26 protein-coding genes, 1 pseudogene and 1 riboswitch are annotated in these 22,454 nt (G+C 60.4%); of the genes and pseudogenes, 19 read left to right on the top strand and 8 right to left on the bottom strand.

Annotated features, from left to right (window positions below; genetic code table 11):
• The first annotated feature begins 94 nt into the window (after positions 1 to 94).
• The 4 genes from AC1D1L_RS25810 (at position 95) to AC1D1L_RS25795 (ending at position 2,350) form a co-directional block, all read left to right on the top strand.
• On the top strand, positions 95 to 820 hold the full coding sequence (locus tag AC1D1L_RS25810) for a LuxR family transcriptional regulator (RefSeq protein WP_477344175.1): 726 nt from the start codon (positions 95 to 97) through the stop codon (positions 818 to 820).
• Positions 821 to 920: 100 nt separating this feature from the next.
• Positions 921 to 1,547, top strand: coding sequence for an acyl-homoserine-lactone synthase (locus AC1D1L_RS25805; RefSeq protein ID WP_477344222.1), 627 nt, complete (start codon positions 921 to 923; stop codon positions 1,545 to 1,547).
• 7 nt (positions 1,548 to 1,554) lie between these two features.
• Complete coding sequence (locus AC1D1L_RS25800) at positions 1,555 to 1,800, top strand: transcriptional regulator domain-containing protein (RefSeq protein ID WP_477344174.1); 246 nt, start codon at positions 1,555 to 1,557, stop codon at positions 1,798 to 1,800.
• Between the two features lie 121 nt (positions 1,801 to 1,921).
• Complete coding sequence (locus AC1D1L_RS25795; protein WP_477344172.1) at positions 1,922 to 2,350, top strand: DNA -binding domain-containing protein; 429 nt, start codon at positions 1,922 to 1,924, stop codon at positions 2,348 to 2,350.
• Between the two features lie 29 nt (positions 2,351 to 2,379).
• Here AC1D1L_RS25795 and AC1D1L_RS25790 read toward each other — a convergent pair whose 3' ends face one another.
• Positions 2,380 to 2,631 carry a DNA -binding domain-containing protein gene (locus AC1D1L_RS25790; RefSeq protein ID WP_477344171.1) on the bottom strand — a complete coding sequence of 84 codons (252 nt, stop codon included), beginning with the start codon at positions 2,629 to 2,631 and terminating at the stop codon, positions 2,380 to 2,382.
• 124 nt (positions 2,632 to 2,755) lie between these two features.
• On the opposite strand from AC1D1L_RS25790, the gene AC1D1L_RS25785 reads away from it, so the two are divergent.
• The 4 genes from AC1D1L_RS25785 to AC1D1L_RS25770 all read left to right on the top strand — a co-directional run bounded on the left by AC1D1L_RS25785 (position 2,756) and on the right by AC1D1L_RS25770 (position 4,110).
• Positions 2,756 to 2,965, top strand: coding sequence for a helix-turn-helix domain-containing protein (locus AC1D1L_RS25785; RefSeq protein WP_010913773.1), 210 nt, complete (start codon positions 2,756 to 2,758; stop codon positions 2,963 to 2,965).
• A gap of 302 nt (positions 2,966 to 3,267) precedes the next feature.
• Positions 3,268 to 3,483, top strand: coding sequence for a helix-turn-helix domain-containing protein (locus tag AC1D1L_RS25780; RefSeq protein ID WP_006328748.1), 216 nt, complete (start codon positions 3,268 to 3,270; stop codon positions 3,481 to 3,483).
• On the top strand, positions 3,398 to 3,745 hold the full coding sequence (locus AC1D1L_RS25775) for a helix-turn-helix domain-containing protein (protein ID WP_477344170.1): 348 nt from the start codon (positions 3,398 to 3,400) through the stop codon (positions 3,743 to 3,745). The genes AC1D1L_RS25780 and AC1D1L_RS25775 overlap by 86 nt, the downstream gene beginning before the upstream one ends.
• A gap of 155 nt (positions 3,746 to 3,900) precedes the next feature.
• Positions 3,901 to 4,110: a helix-turn-helix transcriptional regulator gene (locus tag AC1D1L_RS25770; RefSeq protein WP_477344169.1), complete on the top strand. Its 210-nt coding sequence runs from the start codon at positions 3,901 to 3,903 to the stop codon at positions 4,108 to 4,110.
• Positions 4,111 to 4,303: 193 nt separating this feature from the next.
• Here the strand turns inward: AC1D1L_RS25770 and AC1D1L_RS25765 are convergent, their stop codons facing one another.
• Entirely contained in the window at positions 4,304 to 4,471 is a 168-nt protein-coding gene (locus AC1D1L_RS25765; protein ID WP_477344168.1) for a transposase, read from the bottom strand.
• 271 nt (positions 4,472 to 4,742) lie between these two features.
• On the opposite strand from AC1D1L_RS25765, the gene AC1D1L_RS25760 reads away from it, so the two are divergent.
• From AC1D1L_RS25760 to AC1D1L_RS25740, 5 genes are all read left to right on the top strand, one after another.
• The gene (locus tag AC1D1L_RS25760; RefSeq protein WP_477344167.1) at positions 4,743 to 5,129 is read left to right on the top strand and encodes an ArsR/SmtB family transcription factor; all 387 of its coding nucleotides are present in this window, start codon (positions 4,743 to 4,745) and stop codon (positions 5,127 to 5,129) included.
• Positions 5,126 to 6,463 (top strand): serine hydroxymethyltransferase, encoded by a 1,338-nt coding sequence (locus AC1D1L_RS25755; RefSeq protein WP_477344166.1) that lies wholly within the window; start codon positions 5,126 to 5,128, stop codon positions 6,461 to 6,463. The genes AC1D1L_RS25760 and AC1D1L_RS25755 overlap by 4 nt, the downstream gene beginning before the upstream one ends.
• Positions 6,464 to 6,518: 55 nt before the next feature.
• Positions 6,519 to 7,694, top strand: a complete 1,176-nt coding sequence (gene metK, locus AC1D1L_RS25750; RefSeq protein WP_477344165.1) for a methionine adenosyltransferase — start codon at positions 6,519 to 6,521, stop codon at positions 7,692 to 7,694.
• 101 nt (positions 7,695 to 7,795) lie between these two features.
• A complete protein-coding gene (locus tag AC1D1L_RS25745; RefSeq protein WP_477344164.1) occupies positions 7,796 to 8,788 on the top strand; it encodes an adenosine kinase in 993 nt (330 codons plus the stop codon).
• Positions 8,789 to 9,167: 379 nt separating this feature from the next.
• The gene (locus AC1D1L_RS25740) at positions 9,168 to 9,767 is read left to right on the top strand and encodes a cold-shock protein (protein WP_477344163.1); all 600 of its coding nucleotides are present in this window, start codon (positions 9,168 to 9,170) and stop codon (positions 9,765 to 9,767) included.
• A 258-nt stretch (positions 9,768 to 10,025) separates the two neighbouring features.
• Here AC1D1L_RS25740 and AC1D1L_RS25735 read toward each other — a convergent pair whose 3' ends face one another.
• Positions 10,026 to 10,490: a Ros/MucR family transcriptional regulator gene (locus AC1D1L_RS25735; RefSeq protein ID WP_477344162.1), complete on the bottom strand. Its 465-nt coding sequence runs from the start codon at positions 10,488 to 10,490 to the stop codon at positions 10,026 to 10,028.
• A gap of 244 nt (positions 10,491 to 10,734) precedes the next feature.
• Between AC1D1L_RS25735 and AC1D1L_RS25730 the strand changes: the two genes are divergently transcribed.
• The gene (locus AC1D1L_RS25730; protein ID WP_027056410.1) at positions 10,735 to 11,037 is read left to right on the top strand and encodes a DUF982 domain-containing protein; all 303 of its coding nucleotides are present in this window, start codon (positions 10,735 to 10,737) and stop codon (positions 11,035 to 11,037) included.
• Between the two features lie 271 nt (positions 11,038 to 11,308).
• Positions 11,309 to 11,557: a DUF982 domain-containing protein gene (locus AC1D1L_RS25725; protein WP_044549107.1), complete on the top strand. Its 249-nt coding sequence runs from the start codon at positions 11,309 to 11,311 to the stop codon at positions 11,555 to 11,557.
• A 712-nt stretch (positions 11,558 to 12,269) separates the two neighbouring features.
• Here AC1D1L_RS25725 and metE read toward each other — a convergent pair.
• From metE to AC1D1L_RS25700, 5 genes and pseudogenes are all read right to left on the bottom strand, one after another.
• A complete protein-coding gene (gene metE / locus AC1D1L_RS25720; protein ID WP_477344220.1) occupies positions 12,270 to 14,600 on the bottom strand; it encodes a 5-methyltetrahydropteroyltriglutamate--homocysteine S-methyltransferase in 2,331 nt (776 codons plus the stop codon).
• Between the two features lie 116 nt (positions 14,601 to 14,716).
• Positions 14,717 to 14,916: riboswitch (cobalamin riboswitch) on the bottom strand.
• 273 nt (positions 14,917 to 15,189) lie between these two features.
• A pseudogene (locus tag AC1D1L_RS25715) lies at positions 15,190 to 15,485 on the bottom strand (cytochrome P450); the annotation flags it as partial.
• Positions 15,452 to 16,708 (bottom strand): cytochrome P450 family protein, encoded by a 1,257-nt coding sequence (locus tag AC1D1L_RS25710; RefSeq protein WP_477344161.1) that lies wholly within the window; start codon positions 16,706 to 16,708, stop codon positions 15,452 to 15,454. The pseudogene AC1D1L_RS25715 and the gene AC1D1L_RS25710, both read right to left, overlap by 34 nt.
• 72 nt (positions 16,709 to 16,780) lie before the next feature.
• Positions 16,781 to 17,473, bottom strand: coding sequence for an OmpW/AlkL family protein (locus AC1D1L_RS25705; protein WP_477344159.1), 693 nt, complete (start codon positions 17,471 to 17,473; stop codon positions 16,781 to 16,783).
• A gap of 328 nt (positions 17,474 to 17,801) precedes the next feature.
• Positions 17,802 to 17,999 (bottom strand): hypothetical protein, encoded by a 198-nt coding sequence (locus AC1D1L_RS25700; protein WP_477344218.1) that lies wholly within the window; start codon positions 17,997 to 17,999, stop codon positions 17,802 to 17,804.
• A gap of 251 nt (positions 18,000 to 18,250) precedes the next feature.
• Between AC1D1L_RS25700 and AC1D1L_RS25695 the strand changes: the two genes are divergently transcribed.
• The 4 genes from AC1D1L_RS25695 to AC1D1L_RS25680 all read left to right on the top strand — a co-directional run bounded on the left by AC1D1L_RS25695 (position 18,251) and on the right by AC1D1L_RS25680 (position 22,438).
• Positions 18,251 to 19,126, top strand: coding sequence for an AraC family transcriptional regulator (locus AC1D1L_RS25695; protein WP_477344157.1), 876 nt, complete (start codon positions 18,251 to 18,253; stop codon positions 19,124 to 19,126).
• A gap of 48 nt (positions 19,127 to 19,174) precedes the next feature.
• Positions 19,175 to 20,287 carry a threonine aldolase family protein gene (locus AC1D1L_RS25690; protein ID WP_477344156.1) on the top strand — a complete coding sequence of 371 codons (1,113 nt, stop codon included), beginning with the start codon at positions 19,175 to 19,177 and terminating at the stop codon, positions 20,285 to 20,287.
• A gap of 382 nt (positions 20,288 to 20,669) precedes the next feature.
• The gene (locus AC1D1L_RS25685) at positions 20,670 to 21,125 is read left to right on the top strand and encodes a GNAT family N-acetyltransferase (RefSeq protein WP_477344155.1); all 456 of its coding nucleotides are present in this window, start codon (positions 20,670 to 20,672) and stop codon (positions 21,123 to 21,125) included.
• 344 nt (positions 21,126 to 21,469) lie between these two features.
• Positions 21,470 to 22,438, top strand: coding sequence for an omptin family outer membrane protease (locus AC1D1L_RS25680; protein WP_477344154.1), 969 nt, complete (start codon positions 21,470 to 21,472; stop codon positions 22,436 to 22,438).
• Positions 22,439 to 22,454: the final 16 nt, after the last annotated feature.

Raw genomic sequence — 22,454 nt, 5'->3', positions numbered from 1 at the left:
CCAGCGTCGAATATCTTGGGGGGCGAGTCTTCTCGCCGTAGCTGCCAAGAAGCCAGAAAGTCCCATGTTTAATTGAAAACAGCCGCTGGAGAAAATGCAGCTCGTCTTCGAAACTTTGCTGGAACAGTTGTCTTTGAGCGTTGATGAAGTCGACTTCCATCACGCACTGGCCAGCGCCGCCGGCGCCTTCGACATTCCCGCATTCGCCTATCTGTCTCTGGTGTCTGATCGCGTCACAAAACCCAGGCTGATATCGAACTATCATTCCGGCTGGACGTCGCACTACTTGCGCCACCAATACGACAGGATCGACCCGGTCATAGAATGGGCAAGGTGCAGCGAATGTCCCTTTCAGTGGGGACCGGGTTTCGGCCATGCCGGCATTTCAACGCGACAGCAACAGCTTTTCGATGAGGCTGCCGAATTCGGCATCTGCTGCGGACTGACGATTCCACTTGTCGATCGCCGCGGCGGTGTCGCTGCGATGACCTTCGCGGCAGACAGGCTCGATCCGACCTTCCTGCGCATCGCCGAGCAATATGAACAGGCGCTCGAGATTATGGCGATGTGCTTTCACATTAGCGTTCGCCGCAAGCTTTCGGGTGGTCTGGCGGTGGATGGTGTTTCGCTGACGCCCCGTGAGTACGAATGCCTGCAATGGACGGCAAAGGGCAAGTCCGCCTGGGAGATCGGCTGCATCTTGGGGATCAAGGAGCGCACGGCCGCTTTCCATCTGGACAATGCCAAGAAGAAGCTCGGCGTGCGCACCAAAAATCAGGCGGTAACGCTGCTGGCCTCCTCACGATCATCAATCCTCTGAGGAACAGAATCCCTCTCTGATCTACCTGTGCAAATGCACAGGCAGTCGCGGCATGAAGGTTCGCCTCCAATGGCAGAGTCATACCTGCGAGGAGACCATCATGATTGAGCTTATTGCGCCCGGCTGGTACGGCGCCTTTGCCGACGAACTTCACGAAATGCACCGCCTGCGCTACCGCATCTTCAAGGAGCGGCTCGACGTGCGCACGACGGGCGGCTTCGAGATCGATTCATTCGATTCCCTGAAACCGCACTATCTTGTGTTGCGCGATTCCGCCGGTCGCGTCGGGGGAGGCGTACGCCTTCTGCCCTCGACGGGGCCGACGATGCTGCGAGATGTCTTTTCGAGGCTGTTGGAAGGGAGAACGGCACCCGAGGAACCGAGTGTCTGGGAAAGCAGCTGTTTCGCCCTTGATCTCCCACCGTCTGCACCGAAGGGCAGTGGGAGCATTGCTGTTGCCACCTATGAACTCTTCGCCGGCATGATCGAGTTCGGTTTGTCACGGCAACTCACCCATATCGTTACGGTTACGGATTTGCGCATGGAGCGAATCCTGCGTCGCGCCGGATGGCCGCTGGTCCGGATAGGTAAGCCCCAGACAATCGGCACCACGCGCGCCGTTGCCGGCTTTTTGGATGTCTCAGAGGAGAGCCTTGCTGCGGTCCGCCACAATGGCGGTCTTGGCGGTCCCGTGCTGTGGGCGCCGGTGCTCTGCAGGGCGGCCTGACATGGCTATGATAGGTAACGACGTCGACTGGCCTGACTGGCAGGATGAAAAATCCTATCGCTATACACGTTACCTGACCCGACGCGGCTGGGCCTGGGAATTCCTGCGGCGCAATCCGGCCTTCCAGCGTGACTTGAGGCACGCGCTTGAGCACGCAGAATTTGCAGAAAGGTGCTTCGACATAGAAGTGGTGAGATCGTCGCTCGATCTGACGCGGTGGGGGCTCCTGTTTCGCAAGCTCGTTGAGGCCTGATGCGAATGTGTTCTGGTGCTCCCGCCAATGCCCGCATGTCCTGCCGGTCATTGCAGAAAAGGCATTGTCGCCCGAAACGCTTTCGTTTGATCTCGCTGCATTACCATGTCGGGCGGCACTCGTGATCACGGCGGACGGTCGCCAGCACGTCATGCTGCGAAATGCTCACCGGGATTTACAACTGGTTGTGGAGGGCGCGGACGTTCTGCGCCCCGTTCGGCTTTCCGTCGACGCGATCTGGCCCGCCGATCGGATAAGGCAGCACCTGAATGCGCTCGAATGCCTCAATGCTCTTCACGCGACCGGACAACTTCCCGACAGGCTGTTTCCCCCCGAAGCGCGCGCCAGCCGTATGCGCTTTGTCCTCCAGGCGCTCGACGGCTCGCTCGGCGGTGCATCGCACCGCCAAATCGCAACCGCCCTGTTGAGCCGGCAACGCGTCCAGGCCGACTGGACGGATCCGCGCAATCACCTTCGCGATCGCATTCGCCGTGCTGTCCGGCGCGGTCACATGCTCATGGATCGTGGCTACCAGGATTTCCTCGTCTAAGGTGATTGCAATAGCTCATCTGGAGCCGGTCAGCCCGCGAACAGTTCTTTGTATCCAGTCGTAACCATCCAGTTGGCCCGATCGAGATGGCTGCGAACCGCCATTCGGGCGCGCTCAGGTTCTCGCATCGGATCGATGCCGAGGACGAGCTGCGCCATCTCGTCCTCGCTGGCATCGTCGGCGGACGCGTCCAGGAGCCTCATATAGATCGTGAAGTGCTCATTGTCGTAAGCGGTCAGGCTGTCCGACCAGGGGACTTCGTCTTGGACTTTGCGTTTCATCGCGACCCTCTTGCCTGTTTGGGGTTTGTTGTGATCGGGCACGGCTGCTCCTCGGTTGGCTCACCATAGCGAATAGGAACGATCGTTCCTAGAACGATAGTTCCGGTTCTGGTCCCTTCTTGCCATGGACCTCAAGGAGGTCATGGCGATCAACATGCGTCGTTTGCGCCATGATCAGGACCTGACGCAGGAAGAATTGGCTGCCCGCGCAGAGCTGAGCATGCGCTATGTGGGCTCGATCGAGCGTGCTCGGGTTTCCGCAAGCGTCAGTGTGCTTGGCCAGCTGGCAAAAGCGCTTGACGTTGATCCTTGTGAGTTGATTAGGCCGCAGTAACAAAGGCGATCCGGCCCATCCCGGATTGGCGCAATCGATTTTGATGGCGCGCGACCGGCTGCCAGTGAACTGAGCCCGCTTTCTTCGACATGGGTCTAGACCATTCGGCTTCGCTCCCTGGCGCAGCTCGCGTGACCTACAGCGCTGACCTTGAGCGATAATCATCGTCAGATCGCATCCGGGAAGTCGCGATCCCTAACAGCAGGTAGTTCGGGCAAAGTCGATGCTCGTGCGAGTTGCTCCTTAAGTTTGTAGAGTATACTCCGTGGTGAAATCCTCAACAAGAGGGTGGCCTCTCGCCTATGGGAATCCGAGAGGTCTTTGCCCGCAATCTGCGTAGGCTTCGCGAGAAAAAGAAGCTGTCGCAGGAGGCGCTGGCGCATGAAGCTGGTGTTGATCGAACCTACATCAGCGCTCTTGAGCGCAGTGTATATGCTGCTACCATCGACATGGTCGAGAAGCTCGCTACAGTGCTGGAGGTTGAGCCGGCAACGCTGCTCGATCCGCGATCTGAATAGACTTAAGCACCGTCTCATGCCGAACTCCCTTCGATCGCCCCGCCAACGCCGGCTGCTGGAACAGCTGATAGCGGCGCGCAAGAACAAGGGCTTAACCCAGGCCAAAGTTGCCGAAGCGCTTCGCCGCCCGCAGTCTTTCGTGGCCAGGTATGAGGGCGGTGAACGTCGCATGGACGTCATTGAATTCCTCGACGTAGCGGAAGCGCTCGAAATCGACCCTTGCGAGGTGCTCGCACATGTGCGTCGCTTGCGTGACCGATAGCTCGTGCTGTGCTTGGCTTGAGCGACCAACGTCATCAAAATCGCATCCCTGGATTTACTGCCCCCCGCGGCAGATGGTTCGGGCAAATCGATGACAATGTGGATTACATATTATAGTTGATAAACTCAAGGCCCGTGATCCGCTGACCTCCGCGCATGGATATGCGCAAGCTGGTCGGACGAAATGCACGCAGGATCAGGGAGAAGGCCGGCTTGACGCAGGAGCAGCTTGCCGAGATCTCCGGCTTCAGCCAGCAGTACATCAGCGGGCTGGAGAAGGGCAAAAGGAACCCCACCATCGTCACGCTTTATGAACTGGCACAAGCCCTCAGTGTCAGCCACATCGATCTGGTGCGACCTGACTGACCAGGATTAGGCGCTATTTGGAAATGGCGCCGACGCGCCGCGGACATTTCGACCGCATCCGTCGCACAGTTGATGCTGCGCACACACGGAAAGGCGAAGAACGGCACGACGTACTGCCAGTCGCGCCGCCAGCTCTGGGTGATCGCCGGGTATCGCGGCCCAGTCGCCGGCCTCGAAGTCCTCCAGAGCCCCTTCATGCCGGCTTGGCGTCCGCGCCCCGGCAGATGGCGCTGAGCGTCGGCACGACGGTTTTGCGATCCTTCCGTGACACGAAATCAAGTAAATGGCGGATCAGGTGCACCATGCGGGTTAGAACTGTCGCCTGAGGAAAGGTGGCGCCGATCGCCTCCCTCTTGGCCAAGCTGTTCGCCAGCTTGCCGTCTTACCAGCACCTCGCCAATCTCGTTGCGTTCTTGTTTAGGCCTTGCAACAGATCCTTCAAGGAAATTCACGGAAACTTTGCGACCGCAAATCGCTGTCAATGGTACGCTCACCACAACTTTCGAGTTCAGTGGCTGCAGAAATCTGGTGTCGTTTTGTGTTCCGCCGCCGAACAGCATTTGCGAAGAGCGCGAAATGATAAAGCCAGCAGGACGAGCGTTCGGTTCTTCTATTTGGCGTCGTGCTAACCAATGATGATACTTGTCGATCGCCTAATGACAGCAGCACATCTTGATCGCCTACGGATCCTGGGCCTTTGCGCGCATGCCGACCTGACTGTCTGCGAACTAGCTGCGATTCTCGATCTTCGTCGGGAGCGCGTTGCGCGACACGTCCGGATGCTCGCCAAAGCCGACTTTCTTTGCGGCAATGGACAACGTCCTTGGTCCTCATATCATCTCAATGCAGGGGGCCGGGACGGAGGGTTGGTTCAATTCCTGGTCGATCTCCTACCCCACGACGATGAGTATCATAAGCGCGACCTGGAGCGGCTCGAGGCGGTACAAGACGCGTGGTCGAAGGGGACTGCTGCTTGTCGTGAAAAGATCTGCCTAAGTGGGAGTGCGAAACTACCATGAACAAATCCGCTGACGTAGCCATGGCAGAGCCCGGCACATACGGACGGTCTTCCTTGGTCCACGTCGATTGCCGCGTTCATGAACTGCTTCTACGACAGAGGCGGCAAGAGCGGACGATGCTCAAACTTATCGCATCTGAGAACTTTGCCTCCTCAGCCGTACTGGAAGCGACCGGCTCTATCTTCGCGAACAAGTATGCCGAGGGCTACCCGGGTGCGCGCTACTACGCGGGAAATGAGATCGTCGATGAGCTTGAGACCCTCGCGATCGAGCGCCTGAAAGCGCTATTTGGCAGTGAGCACGCCAACGTCCAGCCTTATTCGGGCTCACCAGCCAACCAGGCTGTCTATCGCGCGCTTTTGAGCCCCGGTGACAAAGTCATGGGTTTGCCTTTGCCCGAAGGCGGCCATCTGACTCATGGGTGGTCCGTCAACTTTTCCGGCACTGATTATCAACGCGTCCCCTATGGGCTGCACGAAAAGACGCAGAAAATTGACTATGACCACTTGCGCGAGACCGCCAAGCGGGAACGCCCGAAGCTAATTTGGGTCGGCGGAACTGCTTATCCGCGTATTTTTGACTACGCGGCAATGGCCGAAATCGCTGCGGAGGCGAACTCCTATCTCGTGGCCGACATTGCGCACATCAGCGGCCTGATTGTCGCTGGAGCGCATCCGAATCCCGTGGTTCATTGCGACGTCGTCACCAGCACATCTCACAAGTCGATCCGCGGCCCCCGTGGAGGCTTTATTTTGTCAAGGAATGAAGACCGTTATCAGGCGCTCTATCATCCCACGAGCAAACACAATCTCGCCAAACGGATTGATCGCGCGGTGTTTCCTCTCCTGCAAGGCGGACCGCATATGAATACTATCGCCGCGCTTGCCGTCGCTTTGCAGGAAGCAGCGAACCCGTCCTTTCGTGTCTACGGCCAGCAGATCGTCAACAACGCCAAGGCTCTAGCCCAGGCGCTTCTGGGTCGTGGTTATGATCTGGTCACCGGCGGGACTGACAATCACATGCTGATCCTTGATCTTCGGGACCGGCCGCTGTCAGGGAAAGCCTATGCCGAGCGCCTGGCAAGGGCAGGCATCATTACGAACTTTAATATGGTGCCGGGCGACCCGCGCGACCCGACGGTCACAAGCGGAATCCGCTTGGGGTCGCCGGCAGTGACGTCCATGGGCATGCGTGAAGGGGAAATGGTGCAGATCGCCGCTTTCATTGATTTGGTCTGCCGCCAGCCCGACGACCAGGAAGTTCATGCGAGCGTGCGAAGAGACGTTGCCGACTTCTGCACTGCGTTCGATGTTCCCGGCATCAGCGACCGGTAAGGCCGCCCCAATCCAGAAACTCCCCACCTTCCAACACTTGAAGCGAGGACATTCCATGACCAGGCAGTTCGTGTTCTCTTCCGAATCCGTCGGCGCGGGACACCCCGATAAGATGGCAGACAACATCTCCGATGCCATCCTCGATGCGATCCTCCGCACCGACCCGAAGGCGCGCGTCGCCTGTGAAACGTTGGTGAAGACAGGGATGGTCGTTCTGGCTGGCGAGATCACCAGCCACGCGGAGATCGATTACACTCAAGTTGCCCGCGATACGATCCTCGACATTGGCTACGACGACGATGCAATCGGCTTTGATGGTCGACGTTGCGCCGTCGTTCTGGCTCTCACCGAGCAGTCGCCCGACATAAGCCAGGGCGTTGACGAAGGACGAGGGCAGGATCTCGAGCAGGGGGCGGGCGATCAGGGCCTCATGTTTGGATTCGCATGCAATGAGACGGATACATTGATGCCCTTGCCGATCCAACTCGCTCACCATTTGACGAAAAGACAGGCAGAGGTCCGGAAAACGGGACAGCTTGGCTGGTTGCGTCCGGACGTAAAATCTCAAGTGTCCGTACGCTACGAGGGTCTCCGCCCGGTGGCGCTGGACACCATAGTCCTGTCAACGCAGCATGACGCGGCGGTCTCCCAAGATACAGTCCGCGAAGGCGTCATTGAGGAGATCATTAAGCCGCTCTTGCCGCCTGACTTGGATACTTCGGGGATCAGATTTCTAGTCAACCCAACAGGGCGGTTCGTGGTCGGTGGGCCTGCCGGCGACTGCGGCCTCACTGGACGCAAGATCATCGTCGATTCCTACGGTGGAACGGGGCGTCACGGCGGCGGTGCCTTTTCGGGCAAGGACCCATCCAAGGTTGACCGCTCGGCGGCCTATGCCGCCCGGTATGTCGCGAAGAATATCGTTGCCAGCGGCCTTGCGGAGGTCTGCGAGGTTCAACTTGCTTACGCGATCGGCGTGGCCAGTCCGGTTTCTGTCATGGTCAATACCTTCGGAACCGCAAGGATCGAGGAAAAAAAGATCGAGCGCCTTGTTCTTGAGCTTTTCGATCTCCGACCGAAAGGCATCATCAAGATGCTTGATCTCTTACGCCCGATATACCGCAAGACGGCGACATACGGACACTTCGGCCGTGAAGAGCCTGAGTTCACCTGGGAGAAGACGGACAGAGCCGACGACTTGCTGCGTGAAGCAGGACCGGCAGCTGCGTGAGGGCCCGCTGGGTCAAGCGCATGCGGCAACCCATTTCAACTCGCTAGGCCCGCGCCCGGCCGGCATAGCAGAAAGCCGGTGGGTAGTAGGCGGAGACATTGATGCCGGATTATGACGTGCTTTGCATCGGCAATGCCATTGTCGACATCATCGCCCAGTGCGACGAGGAATTCCTCGAGACCAACGGCATCATCAAGGGCGCGATGAACCTCATCGACACCCAACGCGCCGAACTGCTCTACAGTCGCATGGGTCCGGCGATCGAAGCCTCCGGCGGCAGCGCCGGCAACACGGCGGCGGGTGTCGCCAGCTTCGGCGGTCGCGCCGCCTTCTTCGGCAAGGTGTCGAACGACCCGCTCGGCGAAATCTACGCCCACGATATCCATGCCCAGGGCGTCGCCTTCGACACCAGGCCGCTCGAGGGCGAGCCGCCGACGGCGCGCTCGATGATCTTCGTCACGCCCGACGGCGAGCGCTCGATGAACACCTATCTCGGCGCATGCATCGAACTCGGGCCGGAGGACGTCGAGCCCGACAAGGCCTCTGGCGCCGCGGTCACCTATTTCGAGGGCTATCTGTGGGACCCGCCGCGCGCCAAGGAAGCGATCCGGCAGACGGCAAGGCTGGCGCACGCCGCCGGGCGCGAAGTGTCGATGACCTTGTCGGATTCGTTCTGCGTCGACCGCTACCGTGACGAGTTCCTCGACCTGATGCGCTCGGGCACGGTCGACATCGTCTTTGCCAACAGCCACGAGATCAAGTCGCTCTACCAGACATCGTCGTTTGACGAGGCACTGGCGCAGATCCGCAAAGATTGCCGGATTGCCGCCGTGACCCGCTCGGAAAAAGGCTCGGTCATCGTGCGCGGCGACGAGACCGTGGTCGTCCAGGCAACCGCGATCAAGGAACTGGTCGACACGACAGGCGCCGGCGACCTCTATGCCGCCGGTTTCCTGCATGGCTACACGCAAGGCCGCGACCTCAAGGCCTGCGGCAATCTTGGCTCGCTGGCGGCCGGCTTGGTGATCCAGCAGATCGGCCCAAGGCCGAGGCAGAATTTACGCCGCGAAGCCGAGCAGGCGGGGTTGATCTAGCGGGACGACTCAACGACAAGCTGCTCGTCTCCCTCCTGCAGGCTGTGCGGGTAAATTGCGCGTAAATCGAAATGTCGGATGCGCATCCGCGTGAGGCGGCAGCCCGGGGCGTGTCACGATCGAAACGGTTGATCGCGGTGCCGCCCTTCAGCGCGACCCTTTTGCCGTGCGATATGGGGAACGCGTTCGGATCAGCAGGTCGACCTGTCGCATATTGCTCATCCGCCATCGTCGACTTCGTGTGGCAACAGGTCGGCCGGGATCGTGATGCGATAGAGCGGGTGAAGCGGCCAACTGGTGAATTGACATCAATGCATCGCCCGATTGAGATTATCCTGCCGGGAGGCGCAATGAGGTGTTCAGCCGAGTCGAGACGATCATGGGCAAATATAAAGACCATCGTGAGCCACGCCGGCATCGTCATGACGATGACCCGGTTTCTTTTGCGGAACGGCCTTCCGAGCCAAGCTACTTTCAGCGTTCGTCCACTGTAACCGCGGATCCTGTCGACGCCGAAGTGGTGTGGTTCAACACCAGCAAGGGTTTTGGCTTTGTCAAATTGCCGGAGGGCATCGAGGCCTATCTGCACATCCGGGTGCTGGGGGCGGCCGGGAGCCGCAGTGTTTCCGAGGGAACGCGTCTCAAGGTCACAACGGAAGAAAGTCCAAGAGGTCATCAGGTCGCGCAAGTGCTGGAGGTCGGCGATCAGACCGCGCGAACTCAGGTACATACGCGTTGCGCTGGAGAGTCCACCGCCGGGACGAGTGCCCAGTTGGAGAGCGAGGGCACGGTCAAGTGGTACAATCCCCAAAAGGGCTTCGGCTTCATTGCTCCTGAAAACGGTGAGAAGGACATCTTCGTTCATGCCACCGCGCTGACCAGCTCAGGACTGAGCATGCTAATGGAGGGTCAGAAGGTGTTTGTCCAATGCGGGCAGGGCAAGAAAGGCCTGGAAGTTCGGAGCATTCGCCTCGCTTAGAGCCAAATGCGTTGGCCCTGGACCGAAATCGCGCCTCAGACAAAGAAAAAGCTCGCTACCGGGAGGAGGTGGCAGCGGGCTCGATTTAGAATGAGACGCGGGAGGAGGTGCGCCCCATTCAGCGTCGGCATCACATCTGGGAGGAGTAGATGGCCGACACCACGATCATATCGATCGCCGCGGTATTGCAATGCACAAATTCTATCTCGCGCTTGCGAAATGATGCCGGATCCGCTTCGTCGGTCCCGAAAAGCGCGGTCAGGCTGCGGCTTTCTTGCGGGCACGCTTGGCAGGTGCCGGCGCTCCCGGTTCCTTCGGCTTGCGGCCCAGACCCATGGTCTTGGCCAATGCCGAGCGCGCCGCAGCGTAGTTCGGCGCCACCATGGGATAGTCCGCCGGCAGCCCCCATTTCGCGCGATATTCGTCGGGCGTGAGGCCGTAGTGGGTGGCCAGGTGACGCTTGAGCGACTTGAACTTCTTACCGTCCTCAAGGCTGACAATGTAATCGGGTGTAACCGATTTTCTGATCGGTACGGCAGGCTTGAGAGCTTCCGGCTTTTCTGGTGCGGCACCACCAGCAGTGCTTTTCAATGCGATGTGGATCTGGCCGATAAGCCCAGGCAGTTCACCGACGGGAACCGGATTGTTCGAAACATAGGCTGAGACGACATGGGCGGTGAGTTCGATGAGGTTGTCGGCTTTGCTCTCGGTTTCTTCGGTCATGAAAACGCTCCTGCGGGCTTAGACTAGGCGGTGAAGAATCACTTCATAGCTTAATAGTGACGACCGCCTTTGATGGCAACCAAGCCATTGCATGATGTGTTGGCGGATCGATACACACCCGGCCGCAGGCGCGGATCTTCCTCTTGAACCGTCATCGCCCTGACAACACATTGTGCCATGGTCGCCGTGTCGATGCGGCGCCTCTTCACCGCAAATTGGCTATTTAGAAAGTTGGGAGAAACCAATGAACGCTGAGGCTTTCAGCAGCCCCCTTTTCGTGAAGCGCGCAACGCACATCATCCAAGAGATTGCCGGCCTTGCGGATGCAATCGATTTTCTCAATGAATGGCCGGAAGATCGCAGAGACCTGATCCACGAAGCCGCCCTGAGAGCATGCTACGATGCATACGATGGGCGCAAGCCGGTAAGCACGGCGCGCAATGCCTTTTTCGGCTTTGCGAAGCGGGTCGCCATATTGGAAGATCCAACCTCCGCGATGCAGTGGATCGCCGCCTGCAGATCGGGCAGTGGAAAAGTGCAGGTGTAGACTTCGACGACATGTTTGAGACTGGCGAGGTGCGTCAAACAGTGCACTATGTCCAGGTTTCACAACTAGACCACGCGAATGAGAAGCCGTTCCTCACCACCGACTGCAAAACCGCAGATCGCACGCAAGCTGACCATGGCCAGACGCAGCTCATGGCGATGGCTTGCCCGCCAATGGCCAGGCTCAGTGGCGCAGATGCAGCGGTCCCGTTCGGCTGAGTAAAGAAATGGGACCCGGGCTGTTTGCCGCATAGTGGCTGTGGAGGAGGGGGATGACCGGGTTGATCAGATTTGAGAGGCCAGTCGTTGTTCAGCTTAGCCGCCGCAGCTCGGAGCGTATCGTGTTCGACGTCAACGACGCGGCCGCTATCTTGCTGCGGGATCTGCATCATGAGACCGATAAACGCAGAATAGCGATGGACACCTGTCTGCAGGTTTTACGCGGTAAGACCCATCCCCCAGCCGCTCGACGAGCTTTCGTCGCAGCCGCACTCGAAGCACGCATTCTGCGCAGTGATTGAGATTTGGGACGCCGCTCGTGAATTTCGGCCGTCTGCACATCGCTATTGAACGCGGTCCGAACACCCCTGCCGGCATCGGCCAGGAGCAAGCTAACCCCGCAATTTCCGCGACGGCTTTCCTGGTCCGGCGCCGGATCTTGACCATCAAAACACAAGGGGTCCGCCTGCCAGCTGCGGCCGCTCGGCTTCGCCGTCGCGGTGATCGTGATTGAAGCCAGAGGCAGACAGAGCCATCGAGCGGGAATTGGCCCGCTGCAGAAGGCAGAGTTCGATGCCGCCTCAATGATCTCCAGAAGTACCGTTGGAACCTTACCCGGCTTAGCACTGCAACTGGTCTCCTGGAACGCGCTCCGCGGCCCGGCGGCGTGATCGCCGATGCTTCTTCCGACGATCGGGAGCGGGGTTTCGGCGACAAAGATCGGAGATGATAGTGAGAATGGATTATCCAATACGGAATGATCCGAAACTGGCTGACGGTGAGCCGTCTTGTCTCTGGCCGGCTCATTCGAGGGCCGGCCTCCTTCGATCGCCCGCCAACGCCGGCCTCTGGGACAGCTGACTTCGACGCGCCTCAACAAGCGTTCAGCCAGGACAACGTTGCCGAGGCGCTTTGTCACTGGCAGCTCGATTGCCCTGGGTCCGCCGGATAGACTCCCCCAAGATTGCCCGGTGTGTGGCGTTGCCGCTCACCGCCGGCGAGTGGCACCGAGCCCTACGCCGTCTGCGCTTTTTCCCGAACTGCGCCTGCCGCAGCCACCATGTTCACCAGGGCAGGGCGGACCTCCTCCCATCTGCGCGTTTTGAGACCGCAGTCGGGATTCACCCACAGTTGGCCATCCAGCAATCGATCGCGCGCAAGCATGATGAGGTTGGAGATCTCCCCCACTTCCGGGACCCGCGGCGAGTGAATGTCATAGACACCAGGACCGATCCCGTTCGGATACTTGAAGGTTCGGAGCGTATCGAGCAGTTCCATCTGCCAGCGCGAGGTTTCAATGGAGATCACATCGGCATCCATTGCGGCAATCGCGTCCACGATATCGCCGAACTCGGAGTAGCACATATGGGTGTGGATCTGGGTCGCATCGCCGACCGCGGTTGAAGCCAGCCGGAAGCATTCGACGGCCCAGTCGAGATAGGCCTGCCAGTCGGCCTCGCGCAGCGGCAAGCCCTCGCGCAGTGCGGCTTCGTCGATCTGGATCATCCTGGCGCCCGCCTTTTCGAGGTCGCTCACTTCATCGCCAATGGCGAGCGCGACCTGGCGGCAGACGGCTGAGCGCGGAAGGTCGTCTCGGACGAAGGACCAGTTGAGGATCGTCACCGGGCCGGTAAGCATGCCCTTCACCGGCTTCGGCGTCAGCGACTGAGCATATCGCCACCAGTGTACCGTCATCGGCTGTTGTCGCGACACATCGCCAATGATGATCGGGGGGCGCACAAAGCGCGAGCCATAGCTCTGCACCCAGCCGTGTTGCGTGAAGGCGAAGCCGCGGAGCTGCTCAGCGAAATACTGCACCATATCGTTGCGCTCGAATTCGCCGTGGACCAGCACGTCGAGTCCGATCTCTTCTTGCCAGCGAACGGCGGCTTCTATCTCTTTCTTCAGGAAGGCCTCATAGTCGACGTAACTCAAATCGCCCTTGGCATGGGCTGCCCGCGCCTTGCGAACCTCGACTGTTTGCGGGAAGGAGCCGATCGTCGTGGTGGGGAAGGATGGCAAGCCAAACGTGTCGGCCTGAAGCTTGGAGCGCACGTCGAATGCGCTCTTCCGGTGCGTCATGGCGACCTTGATGGTGGCGCCCCGTGCTTCGACGAGCGGATCATGCACCTTCGCGGATGTCGCGCGACCGGCGGCAGCCTCAGCCGACGCCTCCAGTTCGGCGGCGACCGCGTCCCGGCCTTCGGCCAGGGCACGGGCGAGCACGACCAGCTCGTCGGTCTTTTGCGCCGCGAAGGCGAGCCACGATTTCACATCCGCATCGAGTGCCGTCTCCATGTCCAGGTCGATCGGCACATGCAGCATCGAGCAGGACGGGGCGATCTCCACGTGGTCCAGCGGCCAACCGGCGACGATCGGCTTGATGCGGTCAAGCATGGCAGGCAGGTTCGCGCGCCAGACGTTGCGGCCGTCAATCAGCCCGAGCGAGAGCACAAGGTCCTTCCGCGCGAGCCGGCCGACGGTCTCCAACTGCTCTGGAGCGCGCACGAGATCGACGTGCAGTCCCGCCACGGGCAGAGAAATTGCGGTCTCGAGATTGCCTCCCAGCGATCCGAAATATGTAGCGATCATGATCTTCAGCTCGGGTGCTGCCTTCGACAGCCGGCAGTAGGCGAATTGGAATGCATCGCGTTCGTTGGGAATCAGATCGAGCACGAGCGCCGGCTCATCGATCTGCACCCAATCGGCTCCCGCGAGCTTCAGCCTCCGCAGGAGCTCGTCGTAGACGGGCAGCAGCCGTGGCAGGAGCGCGACAGGGTTGAAACCCTCCTCCGGTGACTTCGCCAACTTGAGAAAGGTGACCGGTCCAAGCAGGACCGGGCGCGTGTGGATGCCGAGCGCCTTGGCCTCGAGGAAATGATCGACCGGTTTCGCCGACGAGAGGGCAAAGGTCTGATCGTCCGTAAGTTCCGGCACAATGTAGTGATAGTTGGTGTCGAACCATTTGGTCATTTCCATCGCGGCGAGGCCATGCCCGTTGGCCGCATGCTCGTCACCGGCATGTCCACAATCAGCGGCCTGACCTTGGTTGCCGCGCGCCATGGCGAAATAGGTATCGAGTGGGACCTCGCCGTCAGTCCAGGTGTATCGTGCTGGCACGGCGCCGACCATGGCGACGGTGTCGAGCACATGGTCATAAAGCGAGAAATCGTTGGACGGGATTTTCGACACGCCGCGATCGTGCTGCTCCCTCCAGCTGGCGGCGCGTAGCGCCTTCGCCGTCGCGAGCAGGTCGGCAGCGGGAGATTTTCCGGACCAGTAGCTTTCAAGCGCGAATTTGAGTTCCCGCCGTCGACCGATACGCGGCACGCCGAGCGTTGTCACAGGAATTTGTTGAGAGACAGTCATGCCATACCCCGATGGTTGGGGCGTGGGGACAAGGAACGCGCGAGCAGGCGGCACGAAGCCGGGCTACTGCGACCACCGAGACACCCCGCCCGTGGACGTTGTTCGTCGTGGCAGGTCTCCTGGCTCGCGGGTCAAAGCCTCTGCCCGTCTTCCCGAGGCCGTTCGCCTCAGTGACACCAATGGGCTTGGCTCGCCGCTAACAGTTGCGGGGGCAGCGCCGGCATCGCACCGGCTTCCCTCTTAGCTCCGCTACAGCAGTGCCGCGCGGAGAACCATGACATACGCATAATCACAGCCGCTTTGCTCCTTGTCAATACATATAACGAGATGTTTATGTGATGATGCGAATAATGCCCTTGCGCTGATCGGTCTCTTTCGCCCAAAGCCGCATACGATGCCGCCTCTCATCAGTGCAGGCTCGGAGAGGTCCTTGTCCCTATCGGCGACGCCGGATCAGATCGAGGTCGCCGGGCTCAAGGGCGTAAAGTGGGGCGAGGCCGTCACGGTCCGCCGGGAATCCCGGTATTTGTACCCCGCTCGGCTTTGCTCAGCGTGCTTGCGCATTCCCCATCAGCGCGCTGATGACCACGTCCGGTAGCGGAAAGGAGAGGTGGCGCTGCAGGTCGGCGGGTTGGGGCTGGGCCGTCAGCGTCTCGAACAACTGCGTGGCGATCGCCTCGACCTGCTGCGCGAGCAGCTTCACCCTGCGGTTGCTGAAGGCCGGCGTCACGATCGTGCGTAACCGGGCATGCTCGCCCCCCCCTCGTGCGAGACCAGCCATCCCGGCGAACCGAGAATCACCGAATCTGGGGTGCGTGCCGCACTCGCTAAGCGACGGAAGGGCGGAAGGTGACCGGCAGGCGCTGCGGGCAGCGAATGACGTAAGACGGCATGTAGACGACGTCCTCCGCGGCGATGGCCAGCGCCAGATCCTCCAGCCGCCCGAACAGCGCAGGGAAGGCGCAGCACAATTCCAGGCGCGCCAGCGCAGCGCCCAGGCAGGAATGCGGCCCCTCGCCGAACGACAAATGCGGGTTGTGCCGCCGGGTGACATCGAACCTGTCGGCGCCGGGACCGAAGGCCTTTTCGTCCCGGTTCGCCGCATGGAACGCCATCAGGACGGCATCGCCGCGGCGGACCATGCATCCGTCGATCTCCACGTCCTGGGTGGCATAGCGGAACGGCAGATTGGCCGCTGAGCTGCCCCAGCGCAGGATCTCCTCGATCGCCTGTGACCACGGAACTTGGCCGCTGCGCACCAGGTGCAGTTGCTGCGGATGCGTCAGCAATGCCACCATGCCATTGCCGATGACGCCGGCGGTGGTCACGAAGCCCGCAGACAGCACCATGAACAGCATGTCGATGAGCTCGGTGTCGGAAACGAGCTCGCCATTGTCACGCGCGACGATCAGGGCCGAAGCCAGATCATCGCCGAGCTGGCCCCGCTTGAGCGCGATCAGGCGACGGAAGAACTCCGGGATGCGCTGCCGCGTCTGTCGCACCTCTTCGGCTGTGGCGGAGGTGTTGGCCAGGCTGTAGGTGAGCGCGACGATCTCTTCGCGCTGTTCGTCCGGCAAACCGAACAGTTCGGCGGTCACGTTGGTGGGCAGCGGAGCGGCGAACTCGCACATCAGATCGGCACTGCCGCCGCGCTGCGCCATCTCGGCCAGGAGTCGATCGACGCATTGTTCGACCCGTGGCGCCAGCAAGGCGATACGACTGGGCGCGAAGCTGCTGGACAGCAGGCCGCGCAAGCGCCGGTGATCGGCGCCGTGCGCCGTGGTCATGTTGTCTACTTTGCATATCCCGATCAGCGGATGATCCTCGGGAATCTCGCCGTCCTGCAGCGCCCGCCACTGTCGCCAGTCCTTGTTGAAACGCTGGTCGGAAAGCATCTGCCTGAGCGTCTGGTGACGGGCTGCCGCCCAGGTCACCACATCGCCTGGCAGCGACACTCGCGCCATCCCCCCCTGCCGCAGAATCGCAGGAGAAAGACGATCAACTTGCGTGGGAGCGGCCGGCACACCGATCACGTCGCAATGATCGTTTTCTACGCGCGTGCCAACAACTCCTTTAAGAACCATCGCGGGTCCACTTCTCGGCACGGAAGATCCGCGCGCGGACTTCGAAAAGTGCCCCCCCAGTGTGCTTCGTCCTCAGAAGCGGTAGGTGAGACCTGCGCCTATCAACCAGGGATCGAGCTTGGCCTTGCCCGTGAGCTTGGCGCCGGCGACAGTGACGTCGAAGTCGGGCTTGAGGAAAAGCTTCTTCACGTCGAAGTTGACGCCCCAGTGCTCGTCCACCATGTAGTCGAATCCGACCTGCAGCGCGGCGCCGAATGTGTTCTTGACCTTGAGATCATCGGCGCTGCCGGCTTGCTGATGATAGAAGATCGTATAGTTCACGCCGGCGCCGAGATAGGGTTTAAAGGCGTCGAAATCGGTAAAATGATACTGCAATGTCACCGTTGGCGGCAGCAGCCAAACCTTGCCGACCTTGCCAAGCCCGCCGATCGCACCTTGGCCATCGATGTTGGCATAGGTGGTGCCGAGTATGAGTTCGGCGGCGATGTTGTCCGTGAAGAAATACGAAATATCGAGTTCCGGCGTCACGGTGTTCGAATACGAAAGACCGGAGCCGGGCACCGCATTGACATAGCCCGAATCCTCGGTGATCACCCCCAACGCACGCAGGCGGATCTGCCAGGGGCTTGGCGCTTCCGCGACGCAGGCTTCTGCCTGCGGGACGCTCGCGGCTTGCCCAACATCTGCCGCGCCGGCCTGTCCCGCAACGATGAGGACGACAGCCGCTGTCATTGCCCGCGCCACGCCAATTCGCGCTCTCGCCATACTTTTCTCTCCTTGATCTTCAGAAGCGACGCACTGCGCCTTGATTGAATCCTGCTCGCATCAATCGAGATTGACGGAGCGCTCATGCGGGATAGCCCCCGCATGTGTCGTGCCAAATGAGAAAATCGTTGCAGAACAATGCGGTCACTCCGAGAGCGCTGTGTCTCATGTGCGACTTCGTCGAAGATCCGACAATGAGTGCAGCCGTAGCCGCCCCGGGTAGCCGTTCGTCAACATCGGCCGGCAGTTCGTTGGCCCGCTCGTCCTCGGCTTCGAGTTTTGGCGTATTCTGCGTTTAGCGCCTTGATCGTCGCCTGCTGCTTCGCCGTCAGGCCGGGGAACGTTCCAGCCAGTTGGCGCAGTCCGTGGGCGTGTCCGTAAGGCGTCTCGACCGCGACCGATATGGGCGGGAAATCCTTTGGCAGCACGCGCCAGCCGCCACCGATCGGGCCATGTAGCGGATCGCGTTCAAGACCTCGCGCAGGTCCGTTATCACGTGCCGCCCGGTCTTGGCCGCGCCCGGCAGGAACGGTTGTATCCGCGACCATTCCTCATCCGTCAGATCGGAGGGGGATAGCGCTTAGTCTTCTCGATATCGGCCATCCGGGCACGCGTCGCTCTGGTTCACATCCCAAGCTTCAATCACGATTAATCCCGCCAATCCGCTGCCCGCACTGCAGCAGGCTCCTGTTAGCGCGGCAATTAATCCTGCTTCGGTTTGAAATTCGCTACGAGAGCACGATATCGTTGTGATGACCGACCTGGATTGATCATCAAGTGGCCGATACCGCCGTAGAATGCGACGAAAAGGCGCGTGGCCGTTCTGACCCCCCGGGCCGACCGCCGCGCAATCGCGCGGTGATGAAGCACTCCGCTGTCCTTGGCGGGCTTGACTACCTGGCGGCGGATTATCGTCGGCAGGACTTCTCGAAGCATGTCCACAACGAGTATCTGATCGGGCTGATCGAGCGAGGCGTCCATGATGTCTGGTGCCGAGGTGAGGTTTGGCACGCCGGTAGCGGCACCGTCGCGACCTTCGCGCCCGGCGAACCGCACTTCGGGGGTGCTGGTGACGATCTTGGCTGGAGCCAGAAAATCTTCTACATGCCCGAAGGCCTTATCCGGCAAGTCCTTGAGGACAGCGGCCAAAACGAACCCGGAACGATCGACTTCAAAAGCCCGTTCCAGGAGAATGCCCCAGTTGCACACGGCCTCAGCGCGTTTTGGCGCCTGCTTGAACATGGGCATAGCTCGGCACTGGAGATCGAGGAGTATCTGATCCGTTTCCTGCCCCACGTCTTCGCACAGGCCGGCGGATCGCGCGTTGCTGAGCCAAAATTCGTGCCACCGAGGTTCCGCGACGTATGTGACTTCATCCATGCCCACTTTGACGAAGTCCTGCAGCTCGCCACTCTCGCCGCCCTCGCCGGATGCTCCAAGGCGACGCTGATCGATGGCTTCAAGGCGCATTTCGGGTTGCCGCCCACTCGCTACCTGATCCAGGTCCGCATCGACGAGGCGCGACGGCTGCTGAGGCGAGGTCGGCAGGTCGCCGAGGTTGCCGTCGCGGTCGGGTTCGCGGACCAGAGCCACCTGACCCGGCACTTCAAGGCGGTGCTGGGGGTGACGCCGGCGCGTTACCTCTCGGTTTGAATATCGTTCAATAAAGCGCGCGGCGAAACGGTCTAGCTTTGACGCTCAATGGATGAAACGAGCGTCAAGACCATGAACGAAAGCAAGCAGACCCGCCCCCGCGGCTTCACCAGCGACAACATCGCCGGCGTCTCCCCCGAGGTGATCGCAGCCATCACCGCGTGCGCGTCGGGTCAGGCGCTTCCCTACGGCAACGATGAGCTGACGCATACCGTCGAGCGCCAACTCGCCGAGGTGTTCGAGCATGCGGTCGACGTGTTCCTCGTTTCGACGGGGTCGGCGGCAAACGCGCTGGCGCTCGCGGCGATTACGCCGCCATGGGGCAGCATCCTCTCGCACGCCGACGCACACATCAACCGGGACGAGTGCGGCGCGCCGGAGTTCTACACCGCCGGTGCGAAGTTGGTGCAGCTTCCAGGCGAGGCTGGCAAAATCGACATCGACGCCTTGGCGGCCAATGCAACGCGCATGGTGGGCGATATCCACTCGGTCCAGCCCTCCAGCGTCAGCATCACGCAGGCGACCGAGATGGGATCGGTCTACGCGCTCGACGAGATCAAGGCGATCGGACATATCTGCCGGTCAGCGAACCTGGCGCTCCACATGGACGGTGCTCGCTTCGCCAACGCCCTCGTCACTCTGCGCTGCTCGCCAGCCGAGATGACGTGGAAGGCCGGCGTCGACCTTGTGTCATTTGGCGCCACCAAGAATGGAACGTTTGGGGTCGATGCAGTCGTCTCGTTCCGCGGAGATCTCGCGAGCACGATAGCCTTTCGCCGAAAGCGTGCCGGCCAGTTGAGTTCCAAGATGCGCTTCATGGCGGCGCAAATGGACGGTTATCTGAGGGAAGGTGTCTGGCTTCGCAACGCGACCCATGCCAATTCGATGGCATCGGCGCTCGCGCGGGGGTTGGCCCTGGTGCCAGGCGTGAAAATCCAGCAGCGTCCCGAGGCCAACATCCTGTTCTGCAGACTTCCCATGTCCCTGATCCGGGGGCTGCTCGACATGGGATTCCGCTTCTACCATGATCGCTGGCAGACCGGGATCGTGAGGTTCGTCACCTCTTTCGCGACGACCGAGGCTGACGTGTCCGACTTGATCGGCGCGGCGACCAGCCTCTGCGCACCGGTCGGCTCGGCTGTTCCGGCTGGCGCCGAATGAGTGTGGCGACCGTCGAGCGCTCTCGCCGCCCGTCACGGATGTCCTCTTTGCTCGACTGCATTGTCCTAGCGTACTGGCCGCACGGGCATCTCAGGCTGTATCGTTTGTCCAGGCTCAGACCTGCAAATTCATCTTACCTCGGCAAGGGGCTTCACCGTGCAGTTGCGATGTGACCGGTTGATTTTCTGTAAGAAGCTCCTCTATCTGCGCAATTGAGCTAAAGTCATCCGGAACACTGCATGCCTGTAATATATATTTCGCATTCTTTTATCATATTTTTGATGAAAAATGCTGTCCATTGGTCAGAGTTACCTAAAAGAGTGAGTCGGATCTGCGCGGATAGCAGCATGAATCGGGATTTTGACCACTAGCAGGAGAAAATATGCCTTCCATATCTACTCGCCGCGCCAACGCAACGGACGCAGGGATGGTCGTCCGTTTTATTCACGCGCTACTCGATGAACTCACTGGCGGGAAAGCGCCCGCGCCCGACGACGTGAGACAAAGCGCGCAGATAATGCTTGCCGACGCTGGCGTGGTCGCAGTGATCGCAAGTGCAGATGACGAGCCGGTCGGCATCATGGTGCTGAATGAATGCACGGCGATCTATGCAGGCGGTAAGTTCGGCTATATTTCGGAGCTGTATGTTCGACCCGAAAAGCGCTCCAAAGGGATTGCCCCTCAACTGCTTGAGGTCGCCTCGCGGGAAGGCCGTGCGCGTGGTTGGAAGCGACTTGAGCTTGCAGCGCCCAGGCAACCAAAATGGAAGCGCACGCTCGATTTCTACCTGCGCAACGGGTTCGAGGAACTCGGCCCTCGGCTCTTTCGGATTATCTAGACTAGAGAGTTTGCTATGGGCTGCTCAAAGCAACCTGCACGATCTCAGCGGATTGAGGTCCGGCGTGGTCGCTGCCTGCCGCTGCAATCGTACCAGCATCGTCATCGCAAATGTGTGCCTCGGATAATGCAGGGGTTCCCGTCACGCCGGCTGCCCGGAACGCATCGGCAAAAACCGCCGTCAATCGGGTCACGCTAACGACGTTTCCTTGAGTGTTGAGGAACAGAGCCGAGGGCGGCGATTTTGCCAACCTACAGGGGCGCTGCATAGACGACCGCACGTGACGTGCACCCGGTTACGCTGCGTATAACCAAATGGCGGATCATTCCCATGAGGGTAGTCCTATGAAATTGTACGCGAAAGTCTTTGGTGGAGCGGCAGCGTTGCTCGCTGCCTGGCCGGCGATGGCCAGCGACGCGGTGGCGAGCGAAACGGCGCCCTACATTCCCAATTTCTCTTTCGTTGGCGGCGTCGGCGTCATCGACATCGAGGCCAACGAGCTGGTCTATCAGGCTCCCGGCAGCGGCTCGAAGCTGAGCCACCTTATCTGGGAAAGCACCTCTGCGGTCATTTCAGCCGAGATGACGGCGCGCAGCGAGGCCGGCTGGACCGCCAAGCTTTCCGGCCAGATCGCCTTCAGCGGCGACAGCTACATGGAAGACTATGACTGGACCCCGCCATTCTCGACCAATGATGGCTGGAACGACTGGAGCAACCGTTCGCGCCATTCCGACACCGATCTTGATTACTTCTATTCGGCAACCGTCGCGCTCGGCCACGATTTCCAGTTCAGCGACCAGCTGTTGATCAACGTCAACGGTGGTTTCAACTACACCTCGGTCAAGTGGACTGCTTATGGCGGCTCCTATGTCTACAGCGTTGCCGGCTTCCGGGATTCGGTTGGCGACTTCCCAGGAGACGCAAAGGCCATCAGCTACCAGCAGAAATTGCCGGTCGCCTTCGCCGGCATCGATGCGACCTATGTCCAGGATCGCTGGAACTTCGGCTTTGCGCTGAAGGGCGGCACGACCTTCTCGGCCGGCGCTACCGATCATCACTGGATGCGTGACCTGCGCTTCGAGGATGATTTCGAATTGGCGCCGGTTCTGATGGTCGGCGGCAGCGTCGGCTACCAGTACAACGAGCGGACCAGCTTCTTCGTCTCCGGTTCCTACGAAAAGGTTTTCACCGCTCGCGGCGACTACAACACCTATGACATTGCGACCGGCGCAGAGACTGGCGGCGAAGACGACTGGATCGGCGGCGATTTTGCCGCGGCGACGGTGATGGTCGGCATCAAGACCTCGTTCTGATTGAACGAGTTCGACC

This window comes from Mesorhizobium sp. P2_D6 (assembly GCF_056404315.1).
Note: the sequence above shows the minus strand (reverse complement) of the source record. Positions and strands in the feature narration are given on the sequence as shown.